Annotated in this window: 19 protein-coding genes; 13 read left to right on the top strand and 6 right to left on the bottom strand. The window is 70.7% G+C overall.

The window, feature by feature from the left end:
- The first annotated feature begins 120 nt into the window (after window positions 1-120).
- On the top strand, window positions 121-615 hold the full coding sequence (locus OG496_RS50945) for a MarR family winged helix-turn-helix transcriptional regulator (RefSeq protein WP_399390659.1): 495 nt from the start codon (window positions 121-123) through the stop codon (window positions 613-615).
- Between the two features lie 61 nt (window positions 616-676).
- On the opposite strand, the gene OG496_RS50940 is transcribed toward OG496_RS50945, so the two are convergent.
- Entirely contained in the window at window positions 677-1,870 is a 1,194-nt protein-coding gene (locus tag OG496_RS50940) for a cytochrome P450 (RefSeq protein WP_405975834.1), read from the bottom strand.
- A 398-nt stretch (window positions 1,871-2,268) separates the two neighbouring features.
- Here OG496_RS50940 and OG496_RS50935 point away from each other — a divergent pair, with 398 nt between their 5' ends.
- From OG496_RS50935 to OG496_RS50920, 4 genes are all read left to right on the top strand, one after another.
- Window positions 2,269-2,760 (top strand): hypothetical protein, encoded by a 492-nt coding sequence (locus OG496_RS50935; protein WP_405975833.1) that lies wholly within the window; start codon window positions 2,269-2,271, stop codon window positions 2,758-2,760.
- A 113-nt stretch (window positions 2,761-2,873) separates the two neighbouring features.
- Window positions 2,874-3,170 (top strand): hypothetical protein, encoded by a 297-nt coding sequence (locus OG496_RS50930; RefSeq protein ID WP_405975832.1) that lies wholly within the window; start codon window positions 2,874-2,876, stop codon window positions 3,168-3,170.
- A 279-nt stretch (window positions 3,171-3,449) separates the two neighbouring features.
- A complete protein-coding gene (locus OG496_RS50925) occupies window positions 3,450-5,993 on the top strand; it encodes a SpoIIE family protein phosphatase (RefSeq protein WP_405975831.1) in 2,544 nt (847 codons plus the stop codon).
- A gap of 76 nt (window positions 5,994-6,069) precedes the next feature.
- Window positions 6,070-8,802: a SpoIIE family protein phosphatase gene (locus OG496_RS50920; RefSeq protein WP_405975830.1), complete on the top strand. Its 2,733-nt coding sequence runs from the start codon at window positions 6,070-6,072 to the stop codon at window positions 8,800-8,802.
- Window positions 8,803-8,887: 85 nt separating this feature from the next.
- Here OG496_RS50920 and OG496_RS50915 read toward each other — a convergent pair whose 3' ends face one another.
- Together OG496_RS50915 and OG496_RS50910 are read right to left on the bottom strand one after the other, a co-directional pair.
- The gene (locus tag OG496_RS50915; RefSeq protein WP_405975829.1) at window positions 8,888-10,375 is read right to left on the bottom strand and encodes an esterase; all 1,488 of its coding nucleotides are present in this window, start codon (window positions 10,373-10,375) and stop codon (window positions 8,888-8,890) included.
- A 135-nt stretch (window positions 10,376-10,510) separates the two neighbouring features.
- Entirely contained in the window at window positions 10,511-12,346 is a 1,836-nt protein-coding gene (locus tag OG496_RS50910; protein ID WP_405975828.1) for a glycoside hydrolase family 15 protein, read from the bottom strand.
- A gap of 173 nt (window positions 12,347-12,519) precedes the next feature.
- Between OG496_RS50910 and OG496_RS50905 the strand changes: the two genes are divergently transcribed.
- The 5 genes from OG496_RS50905 (at window position 12,520) to OG496_RS50885 (ending at window position 17,596) form a co-directional block, all read left to right on the top strand.
- A complete protein-coding gene (locus OG496_RS50905; RefSeq protein ID WP_405975827.1) occupies window positions 12,520-12,726 on the top strand; it encodes a hypothetical protein in 207 nt (68 codons plus the stop codon).
- Window positions 12,727-12,795: 69 nt separating this feature from the next.
- Complete coding sequence (sthA, locus tag OG496_RS50900) at window positions 12,796-14,199, top strand: Si-specific NAD(P)(+) transhydrogenase (protein WP_399398270.1); 1,404 nt, start codon at window positions 12,796-12,798, stop codon at window positions 14,197-14,199.
- A gap of 225 nt (window positions 14,200-14,424) precedes the next feature.
- Window positions 14,425-15,897, top strand: coding sequence for an APC family permease (locus OG496_RS50895; RefSeq protein WP_405975826.1), 1,473 nt, complete (start codon window positions 14,425-14,427; stop codon window positions 15,895-15,897).
- Between the two features lie 11 nt (window positions 15,898-15,908).
- Window positions 15,909-16,868, top strand: coding sequence for a hypothetical protein (locus OG496_RS50890; RefSeq protein ID WP_405975825.1), 960 nt, complete (start codon window positions 15,909-15,911; stop codon window positions 16,866-16,868).
- Window positions 16,865-17,596, top strand: coding sequence for a hypothetical protein (locus OG496_RS50885; RefSeq protein WP_405975824.1), 732 nt, complete (start codon window positions 16,865-16,867; stop codon window positions 17,594-17,596). The genes OG496_RS50890 and OG496_RS50885 overlap by 4 nt, the downstream gene beginning before the upstream one ends.
- Window positions 17,597-17,599: 3 nt before the next feature.
- Here the strand turns inward: OG496_RS50885 and OG496_RS50880 are convergent, their stop codons facing one another.
- The 3 genes from OG496_RS50880 to efeU form a co-directional block, all read right to left on the bottom strand.
- Window positions 17,600-18,763, bottom strand: coding sequence for a HoxN/HupN/NixA family nickel/cobalt transporter (locus OG496_RS50880; protein WP_405975823.1), 1,164 nt, complete (start codon window positions 18,761-18,763; stop codon window positions 17,600-17,602).
- A gap of 159 nt (window positions 18,764-18,922) precedes the next feature.
- Window positions 18,923-20,194, bottom strand: coding sequence for an iron uptake transporter deferrochelatase/peroxidase subunit (gene efeB / locus OG496_RS50875; protein WP_405976866.1), 1,272 nt, complete (start codon window positions 20,192-20,194; stop codon window positions 18,923-18,925).
- Between the two features lie 77 nt (window positions 20,195-20,271).
- Window positions 20,272-22,302, bottom strand: a complete 2,031-nt coding sequence (gene efeU, locus OG496_RS50870) for an iron uptake transporter permease EfeU (RefSeq protein ID WP_405975822.1) — start codon at window positions 22,300-22,302, stop codon at window positions 20,272-20,274.
- A 232-nt stretch (window positions 22,303-22,534) separates the two neighbouring features.
- Between efeU and OG496_RS50865 the strand changes: the two genes are divergently transcribed.
- The 3 genes from OG496_RS50865 to OG496_RS50855 are packed head-to-tail and all read left to right on the top strand — an operon-like array spanning window position 22,535 to window position 24,506.
- A complete protein-coding gene (locus OG496_RS50865; protein ID WP_405975821.1) occupies window positions 22,535-23,212 on the top strand; it encodes a DedA family protein in 678 nt (225 codons plus the stop codon).
- On the top strand, window positions 23,209-23,814 hold the full coding sequence (locus OG496_RS50860) for a phosphatase PAP2 family protein (protein WP_399398273.1): 606 nt from the start codon (window positions 23,209-23,211) through the stop codon (window positions 23,812-23,814). The genes OG496_RS50865 and OG496_RS50860 overlap by 4 nt, the downstream gene beginning before the upstream one ends.
- Entirely contained in the window at window positions 23,811-24,506 is a 696-nt protein-coding gene (locus OG496_RS50855) for a phosphatase PAP2 family protein (protein ID WP_405975820.1), read from the top strand. The genes OG496_RS50860 and OG496_RS50855 overlap by 4 nt, the downstream gene beginning before the upstream one ends.
- The last annotated feature ends 21 nt before the right edge of the window (window positions 24,507-24,527 follow it).

The raw sequence follows: 24,527 nt of genomic DNA, 5'->3' as shown, positions 1-24,527 counted from the left end.
CGGTTAACAATGACGGACCGGTGAAGGCCCCCGTCAGCCCGTGAAGACCCATGAAAGCCTGCGGATCGGGTCTGCGAAGGCCTACGAAGGCCCGGTCCAGGAAGTGAGAAGACGAGCCGCATGTCGCCCTCCCCCGCCGATGTCCGCGCGCAGTGGACCGAGCACAATCCCGGCCTCGACACCTCCCCCATGGAGCTGATCGGCCTCCTCAAACACGCCACCGGGCTCCTGAACCGGGCCGTCGAGCCCCTCTACGCGGGCGCCGAACTCACCGCCCCCGAGGTCGACATGCTGATCCCCCTACGGCACGCCACCGACCCGGTGATCGCCCGCCGCCTCGCCGAATGGCTCGGCCTGTCCCGCGCGGGCGTCAGCAAGGCCCTGGGCAAGCTGGAGAAGCGCGGCTTCATCGCGCGTACGCCGAACCCGGCGGACCGGCGTGCCGCGCTGGTGACCATCACCCCGGCCGGGGCGAAGGCCGTGGACGACCTGTTTCCGCGCCAACTCTCCGCCGAGGTGCAGCTGTTGGCAGGGCTGGGTGAGGACCGGGATCAGGTGCTGAGTGCGTTGGGGCGGCTGGTGGAGGTCATGGAGCGCCAAGTGGGCCGTGATTGAAGGGTTCCTGACGGACAGTCACCCTCGGGGGGCTCGACTCCGCGTCAGGTGGTGACATCCCTCAGTGCATGACTCGACTCGTGGCGTCCCACAGCACGTGCAGTGTCGGCGGCTTGCGGAAGACCAGGCCGTGCGGGGCGGTGGGGTGGTCCGGGTCTAGGCGCAGGGCGGGGAGGCGTTCGAGCAGGTGCCGGAGGGCGATACGGGTCTCCAGGCGGGCGAGGTGGGCGGCGAGGCAGTAGTGCGGGCCGTGGGCGAAGGCGAGTTGGAGGCGGGCGTTCTCCCGGCGCACGTCGAAGCGGTCGGGGTCGGGGAAGACTGCCGGGTCGCGGTTGGCGCCGGTGAGGGAGACGGTGACCAGGTCGCCCTCGCGGATCGCGGCCGGGCCGAGGACGGTGTCGCGGGTGGCGTAGCGGTCCACGACGGCGGCGCCGGGTTCGAGGCGCAGCGACTCCTCGATCGCGCCGTCCAGCAGGCCCATGTCGGCCTGGACGAGGGCGAGTTGGTCGGGGTGGCGCAGTAGGTGCAGCAGCGCGTTGGTGATCATCGCCTCGGTGGTCTCGATGCCGCCGAACATCAACACGGCTGCGTTGCAGGCCACTTCGGGGAGTGTGAGTTGTCCGGCGGCGACGCCGAGGAGTGAGGCTCTGCCCCGGTCGGCGACGGTGGCTTCGACGGAGGCGCGCAGTTCCGCGTACGCCTTGGTGCCGGCGGCTCCCGCCTCGTGGCCGGCCGTGATGTCCGAGACCGCCCGTACGATCGCGTCGTACCAGGAGAGGACCGTGTCCGGAGTGGTACCGGTCAGCCCGAGTGCCTCGGTGACAACGGCGACCGCGAGCGGGCCCGCGAAGGCACGCCGCAGTTCACCGGCGCCGGCCGGCCACAGCGCCGTGACGAGCCGGTCGGTCTCACGCTCGATGAACGAGGCGAAGCCGTCCCGTACTTCGCGGGGCCGGAAGGGCGCGGTGAAGGGTTCACGGTGACGGGCGTGCCGCTCCCCGTCGAGGGACAGCATGCTCGGGCCGACGACCTGAGCGGTGGAGAAGCGCGGGTCGTCCACGGTGAAGGTGCCCGCGTCCCGCATCACACCCAACGCGAGGTCCCGCCGCGTGACCAGCCAGCCACCCAACTCCGGCAGCCAGGACACGGGTTCACGCTCACGAAGCCGCGCCAACCGTGCGTGCGGGTCCTGAGCGAGCTCGGCAAGCGTGGTCCCGGCACCGAGCGGGAAGGAGGCGGCGGCGACCGTACTCATCGCGATCCATGACGGGGCAGGGGGAATCTGGCCATGACCGAGGCTAACAATCGGGCTGCGGGTGGGGTGAGCGGGGGCGGTGCGGTTCCCGGGCGGGGGGTTTGTGGTGCGCGGCCGGGCGCGCCGAGGGGGCTGGCAAAGTCACAGCGGCTCCCGTACCGGAGGCGCCGCCGGGCGATTCAGGTGCCGTGCACCGAGCGAGCACCTGCACCCTGCTGAAGACGCGACCGAACGAGGCGGGCCAGCCTGCACCTAGTAGCCGCCCCCAACGGGGACGCCCCCAACCAAGGCACCCCACCCCGGCCCGCCCCCCAGTTAAGTACCAGCCCCCCACCCCCACCCCCGACTAAGTACCCGTGCTCATGCCCCCACCCGCCCCTCCCCGCAACCATCGACCCATGACACCGCGAGCAACACATCTGTCGGCCGCCGCCACTCTGGTCGCCGCCGTACCGGTCGCCGTATGGGGCCTGCTGGGGCGGCAGGATGCCGAGGGGTTCTCCGCTTCCGAACTCGACTATGCCTACCGGCCGTTGGACATCTCGGACGGGGCGGCCGCCGTGGTCGGGGTGGTCGCCCTGCTGCTGGCGGGAGTTGGGGGTGCTCTGCTCGTGCGGGCTTCACGGCGTGGGGAGTTGGAGCGGCGGTGGTGGGAGGTGCTGGCGCCGTTGATGCCGGCCGGGGTCATCGTCGGAGTCGGTTGGAGGGTGCTGACGGCCGGGGTGCTCGGCGTCAATGTCGGGGCCGGGCTGACCGTGTTGTTCGGTGGTCCCGTGGTGGCCGGGCTGCTGCTGTGGGCGCTGGTCCGCGGTATATGGCCGGCGAATCGGCGGACGGCCGGTCATTACCGGCGAGGGCAACAGATCGAATTCGCCCCGCGCGAGGCGTAGTTTGCGCCATCCTGAACGCCATGGGTCGAGGACCGATCGCTGACGCGGGTCGGATCTCAACTCCCTTTTCCTGCCTGCCTACTTATCGCGTCGATCCGAAAGGGCCCAGCCCCATGGCCACACCCCGGTCCGCCGGAAGAACGCTCGCCGTACCCGAGCGCACCGGCCGGACGACGCACGACCGTGACCCGGCGGACCCGGCGACGACCGACAGGTCCGCCGCGTTCCGGATGACCGGCCACGGGCGACCCGACCGCGCAGGGGCCGTCGGCCTCGACGTATGCGACACACCGCGCTCGAAGAACGCGAAGAAACCGAACACACCGCACGCGAAGAACACGCTCCCGCACCACAACGGCATCGCTGGCGACCGCCGCACCCGCCCCGTTCGGCCCACCCTCGTCGCCTGACCCACGGGAAGCCCCTCCGCACCGACGCCGAGGGGCCTTCGTCATGAGCCGACGACACCGACGGAACCGCCGGCGACGCCGCACCCTACTCGTCATCCGACACCCCGCATCCGACCCCACCACACTTGAGTCACTCTTGATCACTTCATCAGACCCCGACGGACCGGCGATACCCGTGCCCCTCCAGCCCATCCCGTCCGCCCAGGTGACCCGGGCCGCGTCCTGGCGCATTCTTGCTGTGTCACCCACCCGGCGCCACAGGGACGAGGTAGAGCCCCAATGACTGGGAGTGCCGAGCGCGAGAAGGGGACGCCCGGACGGCTCGCCGAGCTGCTCATCGACGCCTCGACGGAGGCGATCGACGCGGCCGGCGGCCACTCCGGGGGCGTCTACCTTCGGTCGAGCACGCCCGGACTGCTGCGTCTCGGCGTACTGGCGGGGCTGCCCGGGCCGCTGTTCCGCCCCTGGGGGCGGCTGCACGTCGACAGCAAGTTCCCCGTCGCGGACGCCTACCGGCTCGGCGTGCACGTGGTCCTGCCGAACGCCACCGAGACCATGCGCCGCTATCCGCAGTTCGCCGCGAGCCTGCCGTTCCAGTTCGGGTCCCTGTACGTCCCCGTCATCGGCGGGTCGACGACGTACGGCGTGCTGACCGTGCTGCGGCCCTCCGCCCCGGACGCCACCGAGGTGCTGTCCGGTCTGGACCGGATGACCCGGCTGGCCGAGGAGCTGGGCAGGGCGCTGGCCGAGCTGGAAGACGAGCACAAGGACGAGGACGGTCCGTACGTCGCCTGGGACGGCGAGCCCGTGTGCGTCCGGACGGCGGCCACGCATCGCCCAGAGGGGCGCATGGCTCGGTTCTCGTGGGATCCGAAGACCGCGGCCGTGACCGGGGACGGCTCCCTGCACGCCCTGCTGGGGGTGGAGCCCGCGGAGTTCCCCGGCACCGCGCAGGCCCTCGCGGACGTCGTGGCGCCGGGCGACACGTACCAGGTCATGGCCGCGCTGCGGGCCACGGCCGCCGGGAAGCCCCCGCCGCTGCCCCTGCGCGTGCGGGCGGCGGACGGCTCGGCCCGGCTGCTGGATCTGTGGACGCCCGCCACCGGGCCTCTCCCGCCTGACGGCGGTTACCCGGTCAGCGGTGTCGTCGTCGACCCGAGCTCCGCACCGCTGGCCGACAGCGTGGCCGATCTCCTCCCGGACGGCGTGTTCTGCCTGGACCGGCTCGGCCTGGTCACCTACGCCAATCCGCGCGCCGCCCAGCTGCTGGGCCGGCCGCGCGAGGAGCTGCTGGGCCGCCCGCTGTGGGAGGGCGTGCCCTGGCTGAACCAGATCGGCTGCGAGGACCAGCTGCGCGGCGCCCTGCTGTCGCTGGGGCCGGTGCACTTCCACGTCCGGCGCCCGGACGAGCGGGAGCAGGGACAGGAGCCGTACCAGAGCGACTGGCTGGCGATGGCCGTCCATCCGGGTCAGGACCGGCTGACCTGCACGGTCGCCCCCTCGACCCGGGTGGCGGGACCGCCGCTGCCGCTGGTGCCCGTGCGCGCCGACGGGGACGGCGGCCCGGACAACGGCGTGACCTCGTTGGCCCCGCTGTACCGGCCGATCGTGCTCGCCATCGCGCTCACGGAGGCGGTCACCGCCCGCCAGGTGTCCGCGGTGGTCATGAAGGAGCTGCTGCCCGCGTTCGGCGGCCGGCGCCTCGCGATCTATCTGCTGCAGGAACGGCATCTGTACCTGGCCTGGGAGACCGGCTTCCCGCAGGGTTTCCTCGCCCCGTTCGACGGGGTCGGTCTCGACACCCGGCTGCCCGGCGTCGAGACCCTCACCACCGGACGCCCGCTCTTCTTCGACTCCATGCAGCAGCTGGCGGACGCCTACCCGGGCATCCCCCTGGACGCGGAGGTGGGCGCCCGCGCGTTCCTGCCGCTGATCGCGTCCGGCCGCCCGGTCGGCTCGGCCATCCTGGGCTTCGACCGGTCCCGCAGCTTCAGCGGCGAGGAGCGCGCGGTGCTCACCGCCCTCGCCGGACTGATCGCCCACGCGATGGAGAAGGCCCAGCGCTACGACTCCGAGGCCGCCCTCGCCCGCGGTCTCCAGCAGGCCCTCCTCCCCCGCCGGCTCTCCGCCCACCCGCAGGTGGAGACCGCGGGGCGCTATCTGCCGGGCACCCAGGGCATGGAGGTGGGCGGCGACTGGTACGACGTGGTGGAAGCCGGTGACGGTCTCGCCCTGGTCATCGGGGATGTGCAGGGGCACGGTGTCCAGGCCGCCGCCACCATGGGTCAACTCCGCAGCGCCGTAAGGGCGTTCGCGCTCGGTGACCGGCCGCCCGACGAGGTGATGAGCGGCACGAACCACCTCCTCATCGACCTCGACCCCGGGCAGTTCGCGAGCTGCTGCTACCTCCGGCTCGACCCGGCGAGCGGGCTGGTCCGGGTAGCGCGGGCCGGGCATCCGCCGCCGCTGATCCGTACCCCGGACGGACGCACCCGCGTCTGGGACATACCCGGAGGCGTAGTCCTCGGGGTGGACCCGCACGCCCAGTACCCGGTCGCGGAGCTGCAACTGGAGCCCGACTCCATCCTCGCGCTCTACACGGACGGCCTCGTCGAGCGGCCCGGTGTCGACATCGACGACGGCATCGCCGCCCTGCGCGTCGCCCTCGCGAAGGCGGGCGGGCCCGCCGCACGGCCGGGCGGGGGTGGCCTGGGCGGTGTCGCCGACCGGCTCACCGCGACCGCCCGGCACGCGGCCGACCGCCCGGACGACATCGCGCTGCTGCTCGCCGCCCGCCGCGCCAAGCCCGGACGGCACCCGTGACCCCCGGCCGGCCACGGCCTGTCACCGCCTGTGACGCCCCTCGCCTCCTGAGGTCGGGCAGTGTAGACATGGGCACATGGTCCGCCTGACGGGTCGGCCCGGGGCCCGGTCGACCCACCGCCCCGACGGTCTGCGCGCGCAGCGCCCGTACGACCGTGCCCGTCGGGCGCGCGAACACCGGCGGGCGCCGCTGGGCGGGAGGCTGGGCGGCCGCAGCGTCGCCGGGCAGGTGTTCATGCTGCAGCTGGTGATCGTGCTGCTGCTGGTCGTGTCGGCCGTGGTCGCACAGGTGCTCCAGGTGCGGCACGACAGCACGCAGGAGGCCCGCAACCGGTCGGTGGCCGTCGCCGAGACCTTCGCCAACGCGCCGGGCACGGTCGCGGCCCTGCGCAGCGCGGACCCCACGGCGATCCTGCAGCCGAGCGCCGAGGCCGCGCGGAAGACGTCCAAGGTCGACTTCATCGTCGTGATGAACACCGACGGCATCCGCTACACCCATCCCAAGCCGGACCGCATCGGCAAGAAGTTCGTCGGGGACATCGCCCCCGCGCTCGCCGGGCACGTCGTCACCGAGGAGATCACCGGCACCATCGGACCGCTGGTGCAGGCCGTGGTCCCGGTCCGGGGCCCCGGCGGCAAGGTCGTGGGTCTGGTGTCGGCCGGGGTGACGAAGGCGAACGTCGGCGGCGCCGCCGACCAGCAGCTGCCGCTCCTGCTGACCGCCGCCGGGGTGGCACTCATCCTCGCCCTCGGGGGTACGGCCCTGGTCACCAGACGCCTGCAGCACCAGACCCATGGCCTGGGCCCGCACGAGATGACCCGGATGTACGAGCACCACGACGCGGTGCTGCACGCCGTACGGGAGGGCGTGATCATCGTCGGCGGCGAGGGCCGCCTGCTGCTCGCCAACGACGAGGCGCGCCAGCTGCTCGACCTGCCCGAGAACGCCGAGGGACGTCTGGTCCTCGACCTCGGGCTCGACGCCGAGATGACCGCGCTGCTGGCCTCCGCGCGGGTCGCGACGGACGAGGTGCACCGGGTCGGCGACCGGCTGCTCGCCGTCAACCAGCGCCCCACCGACCTCAAGGGCGGCCCGGCCGGCAGCGTCACCACGCTCCGCGACTCCACGGAACTCCGCGCCCTCTCCGGCCGCGCCGAGGTCGCCCGCGAACGCCTCAACATGCTCTACGACGCCGGAGTGGGCATCGGCACCAGCCTGGACGTCACCCGCACCGCCGAGGAACTCGCCGAACTGGCCGTCCCCCGCTTCGCGGACTTCGTCACGGTCGACCTCTACGACGCCGTACTCAGCGGCGAGGAACCCCAGCCCGGGACCGAGCTGCGCCGCACGGCCAACACCGGGGTCCGGGACGACGCCCCGCTCTACCCGGTCGGCAAGCAGATCCAGTTCGTGGCGTCCTCCCCACAGGCGCGCAGCCTCGACACCGGCGAGGCCGTCGTCGAACCCCGGCTGAGCGACGCCCCCGGCTGGCTCACCCAGGACCCCGAACGCACCGCGCAGGTCGTCGAGTACGGCATCCACTCGCTGATCACCGTGCCGCTGCGGGCCGGTGCCCTCATCCTCGGTGTGGTCAACTTCTGGCGCTCGGACAAGCCGGAGCCGTTCGACACGGAGGAGCTGGCCCTCGCCGAGGAGCTGGTCGCCCGCGCGGCGGTGTCGATCGACAACTCCCGCCGCTACACCCGCGAACACGGCATGGCGGTCACCCTCCAGCGCAGCCTGCTGCCCCGCCGGCTGCCCGAGCAGAGCGCCCTCGACGTCGCCTACCGCTATCTGCCCGCGAAGGCCGGGGTCGGCGGCGACTGGTTCGACGTCCTGCCGTTGTCCGGCGCCCGCGTCGCCCTGGTCGTGGGCGATGTCGTGGGTCACGGTCTGCACGCGGCGGCCACGATGGGCCGACTGCGCACGGCGGTCCACAACTTCTCGGCGCTCGACCTTCCTCCGGACGAACTCCTGGGCCTGCTCGACGAGTTGGTGGGCCGCATCGACCAGGACGAGACGACCGAGGACAGCGTCGCCCCGGTCACCGGAGCGACCTGCCTGTACGCGATCTACGACCCGGTGACCCTGCGCTGCACGGTCGCCCGCGCGGGCCACCCCCCACCCGCCCTCATCCGGCCGGACGGCACCGTCGAGTTCCCCGACGTCCCGGCCGGTCCCCCGCTCGGCCTCGGCGGACTCCCTTTCGAGACGGCCGAGTTGGAGCTGGCCGAGGGCACCCGGCTGGTCCTGTACACCGACGGCCTGGTCGAGGACCGGGAGCGCGACATCGACGTCGGCCTGGAGATGCTGCGCACGGCGCTCACCGACTCCGGCGACTCCCCCGAGGACACCTGCCGGGCCGTCCTCGACTCGGAGTTGTCGGTACGTCCGAGCGACGACATCGCCCTGATCGTCGCCCGCACCCGCGCGCTGGGCGCCGGCCACATCGCCGAGTGGCGCGTCCCGTCCGACCCGGCCGCCGTCGCCGACATGCGCGCCTCGGTCACCCGCCAACTCACCCACTGGGGCCTGGACGAGCTGACGTTCACCACCGAACTGATCCTCAGCGAACTGGTCACCAACGCGATCCGCTACGGCAACGACCCCGTCCGCGTCCGCCTGTTGCGCGACCGCACCCTCATCTGCGAGGTCTACGACGGCAGCACCACGTCGCCGCATCTGCGGTACGCGGCGATGACGGACGAGGGCGGCCGGGGTCTGTTCCTGGTGGCCCAGCTCTCGGAACGCTGGGGCACCAGGTACACCCCGGCGGGCAAGGTCATCTGGGCCGAACAGGCACTGTGACCAACCCAGTTCACGGGCAACGCCCGCACCGGCTGCCGAGCCGGTGCGGGCGCTGTCGCACTGCTTCCCCTCAGTCGCCGAAGGCTTACTCGTCGATCGCCGCCCCGAAGCCCGCGCCCTTCGCCGCGCCGCCGAGGTCCGCCGCGCTGTACAGCGAGGAGCCGTCGGCGAGCAGGCCCTTGGGGCCGGCCGGGAGCAACCACACATAGCCGTCGCCGGCGTTCTCGCCCGGTGCGGAGGCGACCAGTTCGCTGCGGCCGTCCGCGTCCGTGTCGGCCAGCCGGACCTGGGTGCCCCAGGCGTCGTCGGACTCGGCGGTGCCGGGGATGCCGGCGGTGTTCTGGTCGAAGGACTGGGCGCCGGTCGCGGTCACACCCTTGCTCGAACCGCGCAACAGCCATACGGCGCCCGCGTCCTGGACCGTGCCGATGTCCTCGCCGGGTGCGCCGACGGCGATGTCCGCGTATTTATCACCGTTGACGTCGCCGACGGAGAGGTCGTTGCCCCAGGCGTCGCCGTGCTCCGAAGTGCCGGGCACGCCCGGGGAGTTCTGCGACCACCAGCCCGCGGGACCGGTGGGGCCCTCCGAACTGCCGTAGTAGACAGCGATCTTGCCGCCGTCGTCGCCCTCGGCCTTGTCGTCGGCGCTGCTGAGCTGGCCGACCACCAGGTCGTCGTAGCCGTCGTGGTTGATGTCGCCGGAGGCGGTGCCGAGGCCGCCGTTCAGGTCCTGACGGTACGTCAACTCGGTGTCGCCGCCCGCGTAGAGGGCCGACCAGCCCTGTTGGTAGTCGTCGTCGGGGCTGTAGCCGGAGACGACCAGGTCGGCGAAGCCGTTGCGGTCGTAGTCGCCGGTGGTGAGGTAGGCGGGCTGGATGCGGTGGCCGCCGGGGGCCGTGGTCGTGTTCAGCGTGCCCATCAGGTGCAGGATGTCGGTGTGGTAGGCGAAGATCTGGGCGCCGTTGTCGTCGAGGACGGCCATCTCGTCGGCGTCGGTGGCGCCGGTGAAACGGGCCGCCGCCACGGACTGGCCGAAGCGGGCGCCCGCGGTGGGCTTGGTGGAGGTGAAGGAGGTGTTCGCCTCGGCGCCCAGGCCGGCCTTGGAGCCGTAGAGGACCGTGACGCGGCCGGCGTTCTCAAGGCTGCCCTCGTCCTCGCCGGGGGCGCCGATGAGCGCGTCGTCGTAGCCGTCGCCGTTCACGTCACCGGTGGCGACGGCCCGGCCGAAGGAGTCGTAGGTCTCCGAGGTACCGGGGACGCCGGGCGTGGACTGGCTGATGACGGCCGTCTTGCCCTTGGGGACCGTGGTGTTGGTGGCGATGCCGTTCGGGGCGCCGTACTGGACGGTGACGTAACCGGCGCCCTGCTTGCCGTCGACGGTGCCGTCCGGGGCGCCGATGAGGACGTCGTCGTAGCCGTCCCCGTTGAAGTCGCTGTTGCGGTCGACGGCGCTGGTGCCGCCGGGGACGCCCGCGTAGCTGGCCGGTGCGGCGACGATGCCGGCGCCGGCCAGGAGCAGGAAGGTCGCGGACGCGACGGCGGCGGAGACCTTCTTGCGTGACACGTTCGTCATGATGTGTTCCCCCGTGGATCAAATGTGGTGCGGTCAACGGGTTCGACACGAGACATGCCACGGTGGTTGTGGTGCCCCGGCGTGCTGTGACGCCTCAGTGACACTTGTTGCGCGGGCCGGACGAACGCAGCCGGATCAGCCGAGCGCCTTGTCCAGGTTGAACGCGGCGCTGATCAGGGCGAGATGGGTGAACGCCTGGGGGAAGTTGCCCTGTTGCTCGCCGGTGCGGCCGATCTCCTCGGCGTACAGGCCGAGGTGGTTGGCGTAGGTGAGCATCTTCTCGAAGGCGAGGCGGGCCTCGTCGACGCGGCCGGCGCGGACCATGGCCTCGACGTACCAGAAGGAGCAGATGGAGAACGTGCCCTCGTCGCCGCGCAGGCCGTCGGGGCTGGCCTGCGGGTTGTAGCGGTAGACGAGGGAGTCGGAGACGAGTTCCTCGGTCAACGCGTCCAGTGTGGAAAGCCACTTGGGGTCGGTGGGCGCGATGAACTTCGCCAGCGGCATCATCAGCAGCGCGGCGTCGAGGACGTCGCTGCCCTCGTACTGGACGAATGCCTGGCGTTTGACCGACCAGCCGCGGTCCATGATGCGGCGGTAGATGGTGTCGCGGCACTGGAGCCAGTGCGGGAGGTCGGCGGGCAGGCCGCGGCGGTTGGCGAGGCGGATCCCGCGCTCGATCGCGACCCAGCACATCAGGCGTGAGTAGAGGAAGTTCTTGCGGCCGCCGCGGGTCTCCCAGACGCCCTCGTCGGGCTGGTCCCAGTTGTCGCAGACCCAGTCGACGAGGGCGCACACGTCGTCCCACTGGGAGCTGGAGATGGGCTCGGCCCACTTGTCGTAGAGGTAGATGGAGTCGATCAGGGCGCCGTAGATGTCGAGTTGGAGCTGGTCGGACGCCGCGTTGCCGACGCGGACCGGGGCGGATTTCTGGTGGCCTTCGAGGTGGGGGAGCTCGTGTTCGGTGAGTTCGGTGCGGCCGTCGATGCCGTACATGATCTGCAGCGGGCCGGAGGGGTTGCCGTCGCCGGGGCTGATGTAGCGGGTCACGAACTGCATGAACGCCTTGGCCTCGCCGGTGAAGCCGAGGCGCAGGAGCGCGTAGACGCAGAAGGCGGCGTCGCGGATCCAGACGTAGCGGTAGTCCCAGTTGCGCTCGCCGCCGAGCTGTTCGGGGAGGCTGGTGGTGGGGGCGGCGACGATGGCGCCGGTGGGGGCGTAGGTCAGCAGCTTCAGGGTGAGGGCGGAGCGGTGGACCATCTCGCGCCAGCGGCCCCGGTAGCGGGACTGGGAGAGCCAGCGGCGCCAGTAGGCGACGGTCGAGGCGAACTCGTCCTCGGCCTCCTGCCGTGCGCAGGGGCGGGAGGTCACCTCACCGTCGACCTGGTCGAGGGCGAACACCTCGGACTCGCCCTCGTCGAGCTTGAAGTCGGCCCACACGTCGACGTCGTCGCACTCCAGGGGGACGGTGGCGGTCAGCGCGAGGGACCTCTCTGCGGACTCGAAGAGGGCCACGTCGCCGACCATCCGCGCGGTGTGCGGGCTGGCGCCGTAGTCGAACCTCGGGGCGACGCGCGTCCGGAAGGGGACCGAGCCGCGCACGCACAGCACGCGCCGGATCAGGCGGTGCCGGGCGGACGCGTCCGACTCCCCGGTCACCGGCATGAAGTCCTGGACCTCGCCGACGCCCTCCTCGGTGTAGAACCGGGTGATCAGGACGTTGGTGTCGGGGAAGTAGAACTGCTTGGTGCGCGCGGGCACGGAGGCGGCGAGCTCGAAGGAGCCGCCTCGTTCCGCGTCCAGGATCGCGGCGAAGACGCTGGGGGCGTCGAAGGACGGACAGCAGTACCAGTCGATCGTGCCGTTGGTCCCCACCAGCGCCACACTCCGCAGATCGCCGATCAGTCCGTGCTCGGCGATGGGCAGATATCCGGGTCCGGTGGGGGTGTCCTGGTGGGGCGGGGTCTCGACCATCGCGGCAGCCTCCCTGGTTCGGGCCCGCGCGGGCCGGTTCCCAGCTTAGGTTCAGGTTCTCGATCGGCCACTCTTCCGGATGCAGGGAAGAGCCGGGCGGGGAATCGTGGGAGTGGGACCCACGGCACTCGTACGATGCCGGTGCAGCTGTCCGGTTCCGAGGAGGAGGCCCCATGTCGATGTCAGAGTCCGACGCGTCCGTCCCGCCCGAGGATCGCGCCACACCGGATGACCTGCTGCACGCCCGCACCGGGACCGAGGTGGCACCGGAGGACGTGGTGCTGGCGGCCGGGCGGGACGTGACGCCGGAGAATCTGGAGTGGGCGCGGCGGAAGATCGAGGCGGAGGGGGCGGCCGCGCTGGACAAACTGCTTCCCTAGCCGTCTCGTCGGCACCTGGTTACCCGTTCACCCTTTCGGAGAGGGCGCTCCGGCTGACAGACTCCGGAGGTGCCCGACTTCGACATGCTTGTCATCGGTTCAGGACCGGGTGGCCAGAAGGCCGCCATCGCCGCGGCCAAGCTCGGCCGCCGGGTCGCCGTCGTCGACCGCCCCGACATGGTCGGTGGGGTCTCCATCCACACCGGGACCATCCCCTCCAAGACGCTGCGCGAGGCGGTGCTGTATCTCACCGGCCTCACCCAGCGCGATCTGTACGGGCAGAGCTACCGCCTGAAGGACGACATCACCGTCGGCGACCTCACCGCGCGCACGCAGCACGTGGTCAGTCGTGAAGTGGACGTCATCCGCAACCAGTTGTCCCGCAACCAGGTCTCCCTGTTCGCCGGCACGGGCCGCTTCATAGACCCGCACACCGTCGCGCTGACCGAAATCACCGGCCACGAACGGCTGTTGACGGCCGAGAACATCATCATCGCCACCGGGACCCGCCCCGCGCGCCCGGACACCGTCGAGTTCGACGGGCGGACCATCATGGACTCGGACAACGTGCTGGACCTGCCCAAGGTCCCGCGGTCCATGGTCATCGTCGGCGCGGGCGTCATCGGGATGGAATACGCCTCGATGTTCGCCGCGCTCGGCAGCAAGATCACCGTGGTGGAGAAGCGCGCCGGGATGCTCGACTTCTGTGACCTGGAGGTCATCGAGTCGCTCAAGTACCACCTGCGGGACCTCGCCGTCACCTTCCGCTTCGGGGAGACCGTCGCCGCCGTCGAGCGGCACACCAACGGCACGCTGACCGTGCTGGAGAGCGGCAAGAAGATCCCGGCCGACGCGGTGATGTACTCCGCGGGACGGCAGGGTCTGACCGACGAACTCGACCTGGACAAGGCCGGGTTGTCCGCCGACCGGCGCGGCCGGATCGACGTCGACGAGAACTTCCGCACCGCGGTGCCGCACATCTACGCGGTCGGCGACGTCATCGGCTTCCCGGCGCTGGCCGCGACCTCGATGGAACAGGGCCGTACGGCGGCGTACCACGCCTGCGGTGAGCCGGTGCACCGGATCGACGACCGGCAGCCGATCGGCATCTACACCATCCCGGAGATCAGTTTCATCGGGAAGACCGAGGACCAACTCACCGAGGAGTGCGTGCCGTTCGAGGTCGGGATCTCCCGCTACCGCGAACTCGCGCGCGGCCAGATCATCGGCGACTCGCACGGCATGCTCAAGCTGCTGGTCTCCCCCACGGACCGCACCCTGCTCGGCGTGCACTGCTTCGGTACCGGCGCGACGGAGCTCATTCACATCGGCCAGTCGGTGATGGGCTGCGGCGGCACTGTGGACTATCTCGTGGACGCGGTCTTCAACTACCCGACGCTCGCCGAGTCCTACAAGGTCGCCGCCCTCGACGCGACGAACAAACTGCGGCAGATCGACCGACTCGGCGACTGACCGTTCACAGGAGATTACTCGCTGGTCAATCTTGAAAGGTCAAGAGGTACGGCTATCATCACACCCACACACGGTGTGACCGTCCGCCGACGCAGCGGTTCAACGGGTATCCACCATTCCCTTTTTGTTGTTCCGACCGGCCACTGACCCGAGGCCATCCCTCTCCGGGTCCGGGGCCGGTTCGCGCAACCCCCCACGTCGTGCAAGACGGAAAGCAGCGCATCCATGAGCAACAACAGGGGCAGAGGGCTACAGGCCAATGCCCTCGGTACGTTCGACACCGTGGTGATGGCCGTGGCGGGCAGCGCGCCGGCGTACTCGCTGGCCGCGACCACGGCGGTGCTGGTCGGCGCGGTGGGGGTGGCCAGTCCGGCGGCGCTCCTGTACTGCGCGATACCGATGCTGGGCATCGCGCTGGCGTTCAGCTATCTCGGACGTATCGACGTGAACGCGGGGGCGAGTTACTCCTGGGTGGGCCGCACCCTGCACCCCTTTCTGGGCTTCATCAGCGGCTGGGCCCTGGTGGTCTCCGCGACCATCTTCATGGTCGCCGGGTCACTGCCCGCCGGGTCGATGACCCTGTCCCTCTTCGATCAAGGCCTCGCGGACAACACGGCGTTGTCGACGGTGGTCGGCGCCGCCTGGTTCGTGATCATGCTGCTCGTGGTGCTCGGCGGGGCCCGGCTCACGGTCCGGGCCCAACTCCTCATGTCCGGTGTCGAGTTGGGGATTCTGGCGCTGTTCGCGGTGTTCGCCCTCGTCCACACCGATAACGCCCGCGCCTTCGACTGGTCCTGGCTGGGCTTCAGCCACTTCGACGGGGTGTCGGGCTTCGCGTCGGGCGGGCTCATCGCCGCGTTCTACTACTGGGGCTGGGACGTCACCAGCAACCTCAGCGAGGAGACCCGCAACAGCCGTCGTACGACCGGACTCGCGGGCCTGATCGGCGTCGGCATCGTCTTCCTGCTCTTCGAGGTGTTCACCATCGCGGTGAACATCATCCTGACCTCGCGGCAGATCGAGAGCAACAAGGCCAACGTGCTGGCGGTGCTCGGCGACGAGCTGTGGCCGGGCTGGGGCGGCAAGCTGCTGATCGTGTCGGTGATGCTGTCCACCATCGCGACCCTGGAGACGACCCTCATCCAGGTCACGCGCTCCCTGTTCGCGATGGGCCGCGACCGTACGATGCCGGCCGCGCTGGGCAAGGTGCACCGCACCTGGAACACCCCGTGGGTCGCGATCACCGTGGTCGGCGGGGTGGCGCTGGTGATGTTCATCGCCTCGAACGCGCTCGGTTCGGTGGGCGAGATCCTCTCGGACGCGATCTCGGCGATCGGTCTGCAGATCGCCGTGTACTACGGCCTGGCGGGCCTCGCAGTGGTCGTCGCGTACCGCAAGATGCTGTTCAAGTCGGCGGCGAACTTCCTCTTCGGCGGGCTGTGGCCGCTGTTCGGCGCCCTGTTCATGTTCTGGATCTTCGTCGAGTCGCTGGGCGACCTGAGCGACGCGGCGATCGCCATCGGCATCGGCGGCCTGGCCGTAGGGCTGGTCCCGATGCTCTGGTACTGGAAGCAGGGCAGCGACTACTACCGCCCCGCGCGCCTCGACGCCACGCGCACCGTCGAGACGGACTACGTCCCGGACGACTTCGTGCCCGAACAGTCCCGGGTCCATCAGGGTCTCCCGACCGACTTCTGAGGGTGCATCCGATGGCGCGAGACCGCTACACCCCCGACTTCGACCCCGACTGCGGGGACGCGTACCTCAGTTCGGCCCGCCAGGACATCGTCATCGGCCGCTGGCAGGGCCTGCGGGACCTGTTGCGGAACACCGGCGCGCACTGGCTCGGCCGGGGCCACCGGGTCCGGACGCTCGCGCAGGCCTGCGCGAGCAGTTCGACGGTCGAGTCGTGGCTGGCCGCCGAGCCGCACAGCGGCGACGCGCTCACGCTGCGCGCGGCGACGGAGACGGCGCGGGCGTTCAACGTGGCCATCGCGGCGGGCCGGGGCGTGCCGATCGACCGGAACCGCATCGACGCCGCCGTCATGGCCTGCCTCCAGGCCTCGGAGGCGTACCCGGACGACCCCACCCCGTGGATCTCCCTGATCTCCGTGGCCCGCCTCTATCCCTCAGGCGTACGACGCCAGGAACTCGCCCGCTGGTGGGACGAGTTGCACCGGCGCGACCCCTACAGCGTCGAGGGCCACCTCCAGGTCCTCCACTACTACTCCTCCCGCTGGCACGGCAGTCACGGCCTGATGTACGACTTCGCCCGCGACGCGGCGGGTGTCGCACCGCCCGGCTGCACCCTGCCGGTCCTGGTGCAGTACGCCCGCGTCGAGGAGTACCGCTACGTCCTGGACGCAGCGAAGGGCCACCAGGCAGCGGTGGGCCTCGGCCAGCACTGGACCCACGACGGCGCCGTCAGCGACGTACGCCGCACCTGGCAGCGCTGGATCACGGCCCGCGAGGACGGCCCCTTCCCGCCCGGCGAACTCCGCGACCTCAACTACCTCGCCCACGCGGCCTGTTACGCGGGCACGAAGGACATCTCGACAGCGGTACTGGGGATGATGGGCCGCCGGGCGACGACGACTCCGTGGTCGTACACCGGGGATGCGGAGAAGCAGATCGTGAAGTGGCGGAAGGAGCTGGGGGTGCGTCCGTGAGGCGGCCTGCCGGCGCGGCCTTCGGCTCGCCGCACCAGACGAACGACGAGTTGGGCGACGCCCTGCTAACCGGTCGCACCGCCGTCACCAGCGCGGCCAACCTGCTGGAGGGTTACCTGATGGCGCGGCGGACGCGGGCCCCCGGTGAGCGGATGGACCGGGTCGGGCTTGATCCGACGAACCAGCAGCCGCAGAACTTCGACTCCGCGATCCATACGGAACACGCGGCACGGTTCTGTGAGGGGCTGGCCCTGTTCACCGACGCGGCACCAGAGCAGCGCGCCCCGCTGGAGGAAGATGGTCGCGCTCATGGACGAATGGCACGCCCATCGCGATCAACTCAGGGCAAGCGGCGAGCTGCCCCCACCTGGAGGTCGTACGTCATGACCGATTCCGAGCTGGCCGCCCTGCGGGGGCGGGCCGAGAGCGGTGACACGGACGCCGTCGACGAACTGGTCCAACTCGCAGCCGAACTCGGTGACTTGAAGGAGCTGCGGCGACTTGCCGAGGGCGGCAGCTCGGACGCCGTCGATGAGCTCATTCAACTCGCCGCCGAGCAGGGAGACTTGGCGGAGCTGCGACGGCTCGCCGATGCAGGCAACCCGACTGCGACCGATCAGCTCGTCGAGACCGCCACCGAGCTCGACGATCTGGACGAACTGCGGCGGCTTGCCGCCGGAGGCAATGTCACCGCTGCCGAGCAGCTCGCGGAGCTCACCGCCGACTAGCGGCTATTCCGCGGGCTGTTCCGCCGGTTGGGCCAGGTTCGCTGTCCACTTGTCCTCGATGCGGCCGAACTTCCAGACCAGCAGGGCCACGATCCAGGTCGCGAAGAACAGGCCGACGATGAGGAAGCCGATGACGTTGAGGTCGAGGCCCGCGACCCAGTCCCAGAAGAAGCCGTGGAGGTCGAGCTTCTCGGCGAACAGGCCCAGGAGTTCGACCGTGCCGATGATCAGGGCGACGGCGACGGACAGGCCGGTGATCGTGAGGTTGTAGTAGACCTTGCGGACCGGCTTGGAGAAGGCCCAGCCGTAGGCGAAGTTCATGAACGTGCCGTCGATCGTGTCGAGCAGCGACATACCGGCGGCGAACAGGACCGGCAGGCACAGGATCGCGTACCAGGGCAGGCCGGACGCGGCGCCCGAACCGGCGAGCACCAGCAGCGCGATCTCCGTCGCCGTGTCGAAGCCGAGGCCGAACAGCAGGCCCAGCGGGTACATCTGCCAGGACTTGGTGATCGACTTCATGAAGCGGCCGAGGATGCGGTTCATGAAGCCGCGGTTGTTCAACTGCTCCTCCAGCGCGGCCTCGTCGTAGTGCCCGGAGCGCATCTGGCGGAACACCTTCCAGATGCCGGCCATGATGACGAGGTTGATGCCGGCGATGACGTAGAGGAACGTGCCCGAGACGGTCGTACCGATCAGGCCGGTGACGTCGTGGAGCTGGGAGTTGTCGTCGCGGACCGGGTTGGCGAGGGCCTTGACGCCGAGGGAGAGCAGGAGGGTCAGGCCGAAGACGATGCTGGAGTGGCCGAGGGAGAACCAGAAGCCCACCGACAGCGGTCGCTGCCCCTCGCTCATCAGCTTGCGGGTCGTGTTGTCGATCGCCGCGATGTGGTCCGCGTCGAACGCGTGCCGCATGCCGAGCGTGTACGCGGTCACGCCCATGCCGATACCGAAGGACTTCTCGCCGACGCTGTAGTGCCCCGGCGCCACGATCCACACGAGCGTGAACCAGCCGATCACATGCAGCCCCAGCACGAACGCGGCCATCCCGCCGACCCGGGTCCACTCCTGCCGCGTCATCGACGTACGGACGCGAGACCAGAGCGACGGCCGCGAAGCCGCGGTCGTGGCAGGGAGGGTCGGAATGGACTCGGGGGCGGCCGTCATCGAGGAGGGTCTTTCTGCCGGATACAGGTACGGGTGCGAGCATGGCTGCGCGGTTGCCGCGAGCAACCTCGTGCCATCCTCCCGTACCTGCAACCCATTCGCAGTAATGGTCGGCAAAGACCACGGCAGGTCTTGCCCAAAGGGAGGGAAAGTCCCTGGTCAGGTCGCCATCAGACCCCTGCCGAGCCAGTCCTTGGCGTCCTTCACACCCGGCAGCGCGTAGAAGTAGCCGCCGCCTGTCGGGGAGATGTAGTCGACCAGGGGTTCGTCGATCAGCCTCGTCTGGGTCGCCTCGAACTGTCGCCGCACGTCCTGCTGGTAGCAGCAGAAGACGAGGCCCATGTCGAGGTTGCCCACGGCGTCGATGCCCCGGTCGTAGTTGTAGCCGCGGCGCAGGATCCGCGAGGTGTCGGTGGCGGCGGTGCGCGGGTTGGCGAGGCGGATATGGGCGTCGAGCGGGATCGCCGTGCCCTTGGGGTCCTTGGCGTAGTGCGGGATGTCCGTCTCCTTGGCGCCGTCCAGCGGGGCACCGGTGTCCTTGCGGCGGCCGAACATCAGCTCCTGCTCACTGAGCGAGACCCGGTCCCAGAACTCGACGAGCATGCGGATGATCCGGATCACCTGGTAACTGCCCCCGCTCGCCCAGGCCGGCTCGTCCTGTCCGTCGCCGACCCAGATCAGCCGGTCGGTCTCGCGGGTGGACTTCACGTCCGGGTTGGCTATGCCGTCCTTGAAGCCGAGCAGGTTGCGCTGGGCGCCGGTGGGGCGCGGGGTGTTCTGGAAACCGTCGACGCGCCACTTGATCTGCATGCCGCCGCGGGTGTGCCGGGCGATGTCGCGCAGCGCGTGCAGCACCGTGTCCTGGCGCGCGCCGCACACCTGGAGCGACAGGTCGCCGTGGCACTCGGCGGCGCGCAGGTTGTCGTTCGGGAACGTCTTCATCGGGGTCAGCCGGCGCGGCTTGGCCTTGGCGAGTCCGTAGCGGTCGTCGAAGAGGGACGCGCCCACACCGACGGTGACCGTGAGGGCGTCGGCGGGTACGTCCGGTCCGAGGATGCCGTTGTCGGCGGGCGGCGCGCCGACACCGAGGTCGGCGGGGGTGCCGCCGGAGGTGAGGAAGCGGGCCCGTTCGGTGATCGTCCGCAGCAGGTCGACCAGTTCGGCCCGGTTGTCGGCGATCACGTCGAGGGAGACGAAGGTCGCGGCGGCCGGGGTGGGCGTGAGGATGCCCGCCTGGTGGGTGCCGTGGAAGGGCACCTTGGCGCCGTTCGTGGTGTCGGCGGCCTGCGCCTGAGCCGTACCGCCGGTCTCGGCGAGCGCGAACGCCCCGCCGGCCAGCACCGCTCCGGCGGCCCCGGCACCGAGCGCCGTCCGGACGAAGGAACGGCGACCGGCTCCGGCCGGACAGCCAGGGGTTTCGGCGGACGGCATCGGGCGGTTCCCTTCGCTGCGGGGGTTCTGGGTGGGGTGGGTGTCGTCGGTGCCGTATCGGTCGTTCTCGGTGCTCATCAGGCCGACTTCCTGATCTCCAGCAGGTCCGGCACCGGCGCCAGGTCCTCCAGCAACTGCCCGGTGGCGCCGTCGAGTCGGGTCTTCGCCGTCTCGTCCAGCTGCTCGACGGGTGTCCAACTTCCGCCCTGGTGCGCCGAGTCGAGCAGCTTCTGCAGCCGGGCGATGTCGGCGTCGACGCCGGGGAGCAGCTTCGGGGACTCCTTGGTGAGAAGCGGCTTGAGTACGGTGAGCAGCTCGCGGGTGCCGGCGAGGTTGCTGTCGACGGTCGCGAGGTTGGTGCCGCTGCCCTCGTCGGTATCGCCGGTCAGCTCGAACTGCAGGGCGTTCTCCAGGATTTCGTGGGCCCGCAGCGGCAGGTCGCCCGGGTCGAAGTCCTGAGTGGGGAACGCCTTCTTCAACCCCACGACCTCGACGGCGAGTTGCTGTGCCGGCACCTTCAACTCAGCCGCCGACTGCCCGTGCCACAACCCGTACTCGATGCGGTGGAAGCCCGCGAAGTCCTTGTTCTGGTCTCCCCCGGCCAGCCCGTCGGCCCGGCCGTTGATCTTCTGGTCGAAGTCCTCGAAGGTGCCGTAGGCCGCGCCGAGAGAGGAGTAAGTCCGGTGGGCGGTGAGCCAGTCGGTGCGCGCCTTGGCGAGGTGGTTGCCCGTGATATCGTCACTGAGCTGCCGGGTCTGGGTGATGAGCGTGGCCAGGCCCTGGTCGACGTACACCTTGTAGGCCTTGAGGGGCGCGGCGAGGTCGTTCTCGGAGACGGGGACGACCGCCTTCACCGCGCCTCCCCCGCCTCTGACATGGACCGTGGCGGAGGTGACGGCCTTCGCGCCGGTGGGCACGCAGCGCCAGGCGTACGAGCCGCCCGCGACGGTGGCGACGAGGTCCCGGGTGGTGCCGGGAGCGAGGCCCTCGACCTCGCCGTAGACCGCGTTGGTGGCCGGGTCGATCAGGTACACCTCGGCGGTCTTGTCGCCGGTGTTGTGCATCTGGAAGGTCTGCCGGCCGGTGTCGGGCGCGGTGAAGCCCTTGCCGCACTCCGTCTCGGAGACGGCCACCGTCTCCGAACTCGCGGGCTTGGGGCGGGAGAAGGCGACGACGAGACCGGCCACGACCGCGGGTACGGCGACCACCGCGACCGGGACGACCCAGACGGGGCGGCGCCGCGATGACAGAGGTGACTCGCTCAACTGGATTGTCGTAGCCGCGAGGTCGGGTGATTTCGTCTTTACCCCGCGCACGAACAGGGGCATCACCACCGCCAAATAGGCGACGTAGCCGACCACTTGGAGCCAGGTCATCGTGGGCATCAGATTGAACACGCCCTGGATGAGGGTGCTGTACCAGGAGCCGGCGTCGACGCTGCCGCTGAGGTCGAAGGCGTAGGCGGTCAGGCCGGGGAGGATGCCGCCCTCCTGGAGGTCGCGCAGGCCGTAGCCGAGGACGCCGGCCGCGATGACGATCAGGACGACGCCGGTGGCGGTGAAGAACTTCGTCAGGTTGATTCTGAGGACGCGGCGGTACAGGCCCCAGCACAGGGCCGTCGCGAGGAGGAGTCCGATGCCGGCGCCGGTCAGGGGTCCGGCGGACTCGCCGGCCGCGCGGGCCGTGGTCCACAGGAACAGCGCCGTCTCCAGGCCTTCGCGGCCCACCGCGAGGAACGAGGTGAGCATCAGGACGCCCGCGCCCATGCCGAGCGCGCCGGTCACCTTCTCCCTGATCTCACCGGAGAAGGTGCGGGCAGAGCGGCGCATCCAGAACACCATCGCGGTGACGAACGCGACGGCGATCACGCTGAGGACGCCGCCGAAGGCTTCCTGGGCCGTGGCGGAGAGGTTCGCCGCGGTGAAGGTGAGGACGGCGCCGAAGCTCAGCGCGAGGGCGATCGCGGCCAGGACGCCCGTCCACACCTGCGGCAGCCGGGACCTGGCATCGGCGCGGACGAGGGTGGCGACCAGGATCGAGACGATGAGTCCCGCCTCCAGCCCCTCCCGCAGCCCGATCAGAAAGCTCGGAAACGCGTCGTCCCACATGTCGTGCAGCCCTCCCCGGCCGTACCGGCCCCGTGACGTTGGTTAGCGAAGGCATGCCTTACTGCCGCGGACCATCATGACTACATGCATGTAGTCGATCAGTCATGAATCGGCAACGACCGGGCAAAAGTGCGGAACTTCCCGTGGGCTGCGATCGTCTACAGTTGAGTAGACCGTCTACAGATTTGTAGTCAGATCGTTTGCAGTCATACCTGCGGAAGGGCGCGCGCCGATGACCACATCCCTGGACCTGGCCTCCCAGCTCGCCGTGAACGTGCTGGACGCCAGGTCGCTGCTGGCCACCTTCGGTGTGCTGGGTGTCGGCGTGGTGATGTTCGCGGAGACGGGGCTGCTCATCGGGTTCTTCCTGCCCGGCGATTCCCTGCTGTTCACGGCGGGCCTGTTGTGCACCGGCGGCGCCGACAGAGCCGTGAAGCTGTCGTTGCCGCCCCTGCTCGTCGCGGCGGCGGTGGGCGCGCTCGCCGGGGCGCAGTGCGGCTATCTGCTCGGGCGGAAGGCGGGCGGCGCCCTGCTCGCCCGCAGTCGCTCGGCCCGCCTGCACGAAGGCGCCCGGCGGGCCGAGGAGCTGCTGGAGCGGTACGGCTACGCGAAGGCGGTCGTACTGGCCCGCTTCGTGCCGGTCGTGCGGACGGTCCTGAACCCGATGGCGGGCGCTCTCGGCGTGCCCGTCCGGACGTTCACCGTGTGGCAGGTGGCCGGCGGTCTGGTGTGGAGCCTGGGGCTGACGCTCGCCGGGTACGCGCTGGGTTCCTCGATCCCGAACGTCGACAGGTACCTGCTGCCCATGGTCGCCCTGATCGTGATCGTGTCGCTGCTGCCCCTCGCCGCCGAGGTGTACCGCTCCCGCAAGGCCACCCGCGCCGCCAAGGCCGGGGAGGTGCGCGGATGATCCTGGTCGCCTTCCAGGGGTCGTCGATCGACGGCGAGGCCTACACGGATGTGGTCGACTCCGCCCAGCACGCGCCCAGTTGGCTGGACGGCGCGGTGTCGGCGTGGTCGACGTACGGGCTCGTGGTGTTCGCCGTGCTGATGGTCGTCGGCTGGTGGCGGGCGCGCCGGGTCGGTGCCGAGGCCGCGGTGACGGCGCTGGCCGTGCCGGTGGTCGTGGTCGCCGCGTACGGCATCGACTCGCTGCTCAAGTCGGCGGTGCGGGAGAGCCGACCTTGTCAGACCCTCCGGGTGGTCACACTGGAGGCGTGTCCGGTGCGGGGCGACTGGTCCTTCCCGAGCAACCACGCGACCATCGCGGCGGCGGCCGCGGTCGCCCTGTTCTTCGTCTCCCGCCGGCTCGGTGCGGTCGCCGCCGTGGCCGCGCTCGCGATGGCGGGTTCCCGGGTCTGGGTCGGGGTCCACTATCCGCACGACGTCGTGGCGGGCGTGGCGGTCGGCGCGCTCCTGGCGCTCGGCGCGATGGTCCTGCTGAGACGACGGCCGGAGTCACTGACCCGCCGGATCACGGCCACCCGGCTGCGACCCCTGCTGGTGTCATGAACCGCAAGGACATCGCCGAACTGGCGGGCAGCGCGGGCCTCGGCGCCTGGACCGCGTTCGGCGTACTGAGCATGGTCGTGATCGGGCACCAGGGCGCTCCGCTCTTCACGGACGAGGACGCGCTGTCCTGGTCCGTCGCGCACCGCCCGGACGTGGCACTGGCGTTCGCCCGCGGTCTGACCGCGACCGGCACGGGCGTCATCCCGTACGTCCTCGTCGTCCTCGCCGGACTCCTCACCGGCCGCACCACCCGCCAACGCCTCCTCGCCGCGACCCTCGCCCCGGCCTGCCTCGCAGCCGGCCAGGGCCTGCGCTACGGCGTGATGGAACTGGTCTCGCGGCCCCGCCCGGCGCTGAGCAACTGGGCGGGCCACGCCTCGGGTTGGTCCTTCCCCTCCGGCCACACCACCACGGCGGCGCTCACCGCCGGACTGGTGATCCTCGCGATATCCGTGCGCGCCCCGCACGGGAGAACCCCGCTCTGCCTGGCCGTCGGCTGCTGGGGCGCGCTGGTCGGACTGACCCGGGTGTATCTGGGCGTGCACTGGTTCACGGATGTCCTGGGTGGCTGGCTGTTCGCCGTCGGCTGGCTCGGGGTGTGCCTGTGCGCGGCGGCCCGGTGGCTGCCGGCGCGGCTGGTCGCCGAGAGGGCGGATCCGGCCGGACCAGCGCGGGAGCGGACCCGCCCGTAGACGCGCTCACCGGTGGGCGTG

The sequence above is a fragment of the Streptomyces sp. NBC_00988 genome (assembly GCF_045162645.1).
Lineage (GTDB): Bacteria > Actinomycetota > Actinomycetes > Streptomycetales > Streptomycetaceae > Streptomyces.
Note: the sequence above shows the minus strand (reverse complement) of the source record. Positions and strands in the feature narration are given on the sequence as shown.

What these genes read in the sequence shown, in the direction of transcription:
- OG496_RS50930 (WP_405975832.1), top strand. Translation starts at nt 2,874, where the DNA reads ATGGCCACACCCCGGTCCGCCGGAAGAACGCTCGCCGTACCCGAGCGC.
- OG496_RS50865 (WP_405975821.1), top strand. Translation starts at nt 22,535, where the DNA reads ATGACCACATCCCTGGACCTGGCCTCCCAGCTCGCCGTGAACGTGCTG.
- OG496_RS50880 (WP_405975823.1), bottom strand. Translation starts at nt 18,763, where the DNA reads ATGACGGCCGCCCCCGAGTCCATTCCGACCCTCCCTGCCACGACCGCG.
- OG496_RS50890 (WP_405975825.1), top strand. Translation starts at nt 15,909, where the DNA reads ATGGCGCGAGACCGCTACACCCCCGACTTCGACCCCGACTGCGGGGAC.
- OG496_RS50860 (WP_399398273.1), top strand. Translation starts at nt 23,209, where the DNA reads ATGATCCTGGTCGCCTTCCAGGGGTCGTCGATCGACGGCGAGGCCTAC.
- OG496_RS50925 (WP_405975831.1), top strand. Translation starts at nt 3,450, where the DNA reads ATGACTGGGAGTGCCGAGCGCGAGAAGGGGACGCCCGGACGGCTCGCC.
- OG496_RS50905 (WP_405975827.1), top strand. Translation starts at nt 12,520, where the DNA reads ATGTCGATGTCAGAGTCCGACGCGTCCGTCCCGCCCGAGGATCGCGCC.
- OG496_RS50945 (WP_399390659.1), top strand. Translation starts at nt 121, where the DNA reads ATGTCGCCCTCCCCCGCCGATGTCCGCGCGCAGTGGACCGAGCACAAT.
- efeU (WP_405975822.1), bottom strand. Translation starts at nt 22,302, where the DNA reads ATGTGGGACGACGCGTTTCCGAGCTTTCTGATCGGGCTGCGGGAGGGG.
- OG496_RS50915 (WP_405975829.1), bottom strand. Translation starts at nt 10,375, where the DNA reads ATGACGAACGTGTCACGCAAGAAGGTCTCCGCCGCCGTCGCGTCCGCG.
- OG496_RS50935 (WP_405975833.1), top strand. Translation starts at nt 2,269, where the DNA reads ATGACACCGCGAGCAACACATCTGTCGGCCGCCGCCACTCTGGTCGCC.
- efeB (WP_405976866.1), bottom strand. Translation starts at nt 20,194, where the DNA reads ATGCCGTCCGCCGAAACCCCTGGCTGTCCGGCCGGAGCCGGTCGCCGT.
- OG496_RS50940 (WP_405975834.1), bottom strand. Translation starts at nt 1,870, where the DNA reads ATGAGTACGGTCGCCGCCGCCTCCTTCCCGCTCGGTGCCGGGACCACG.
- OG496_RS50895 (WP_405975826.1), top strand. Translation starts at nt 14,425, where the DNA reads ATGAGCAACAACAGGGGCAGAGGGCTACAGGCCAATGCCCTCGGTACG.
- OG496_RS50910 (WP_405975828.1), bottom strand. Translation starts at nt 12,346, where the DNA reads ATGGTCGAGACCCCGCCCCACCAGGACACCCCCACCGGACCCGGATAT.
- OG496_RS50855 (WP_405975820.1), top strand. Translation starts at nt 23,811, where the DNA reads ATGAACCGCAAGGACATCGCCGAACTGGCGGGCAGCGCGGGCCTCGGC.
- OG496_RS50920 (WP_405975830.1), top strand. Translation starts at nt 6,070, where the DNA reads ATGGTCCGCCTGACGGGTCGGCCCGGGGCCCGGTCGACCCACCGCCCC.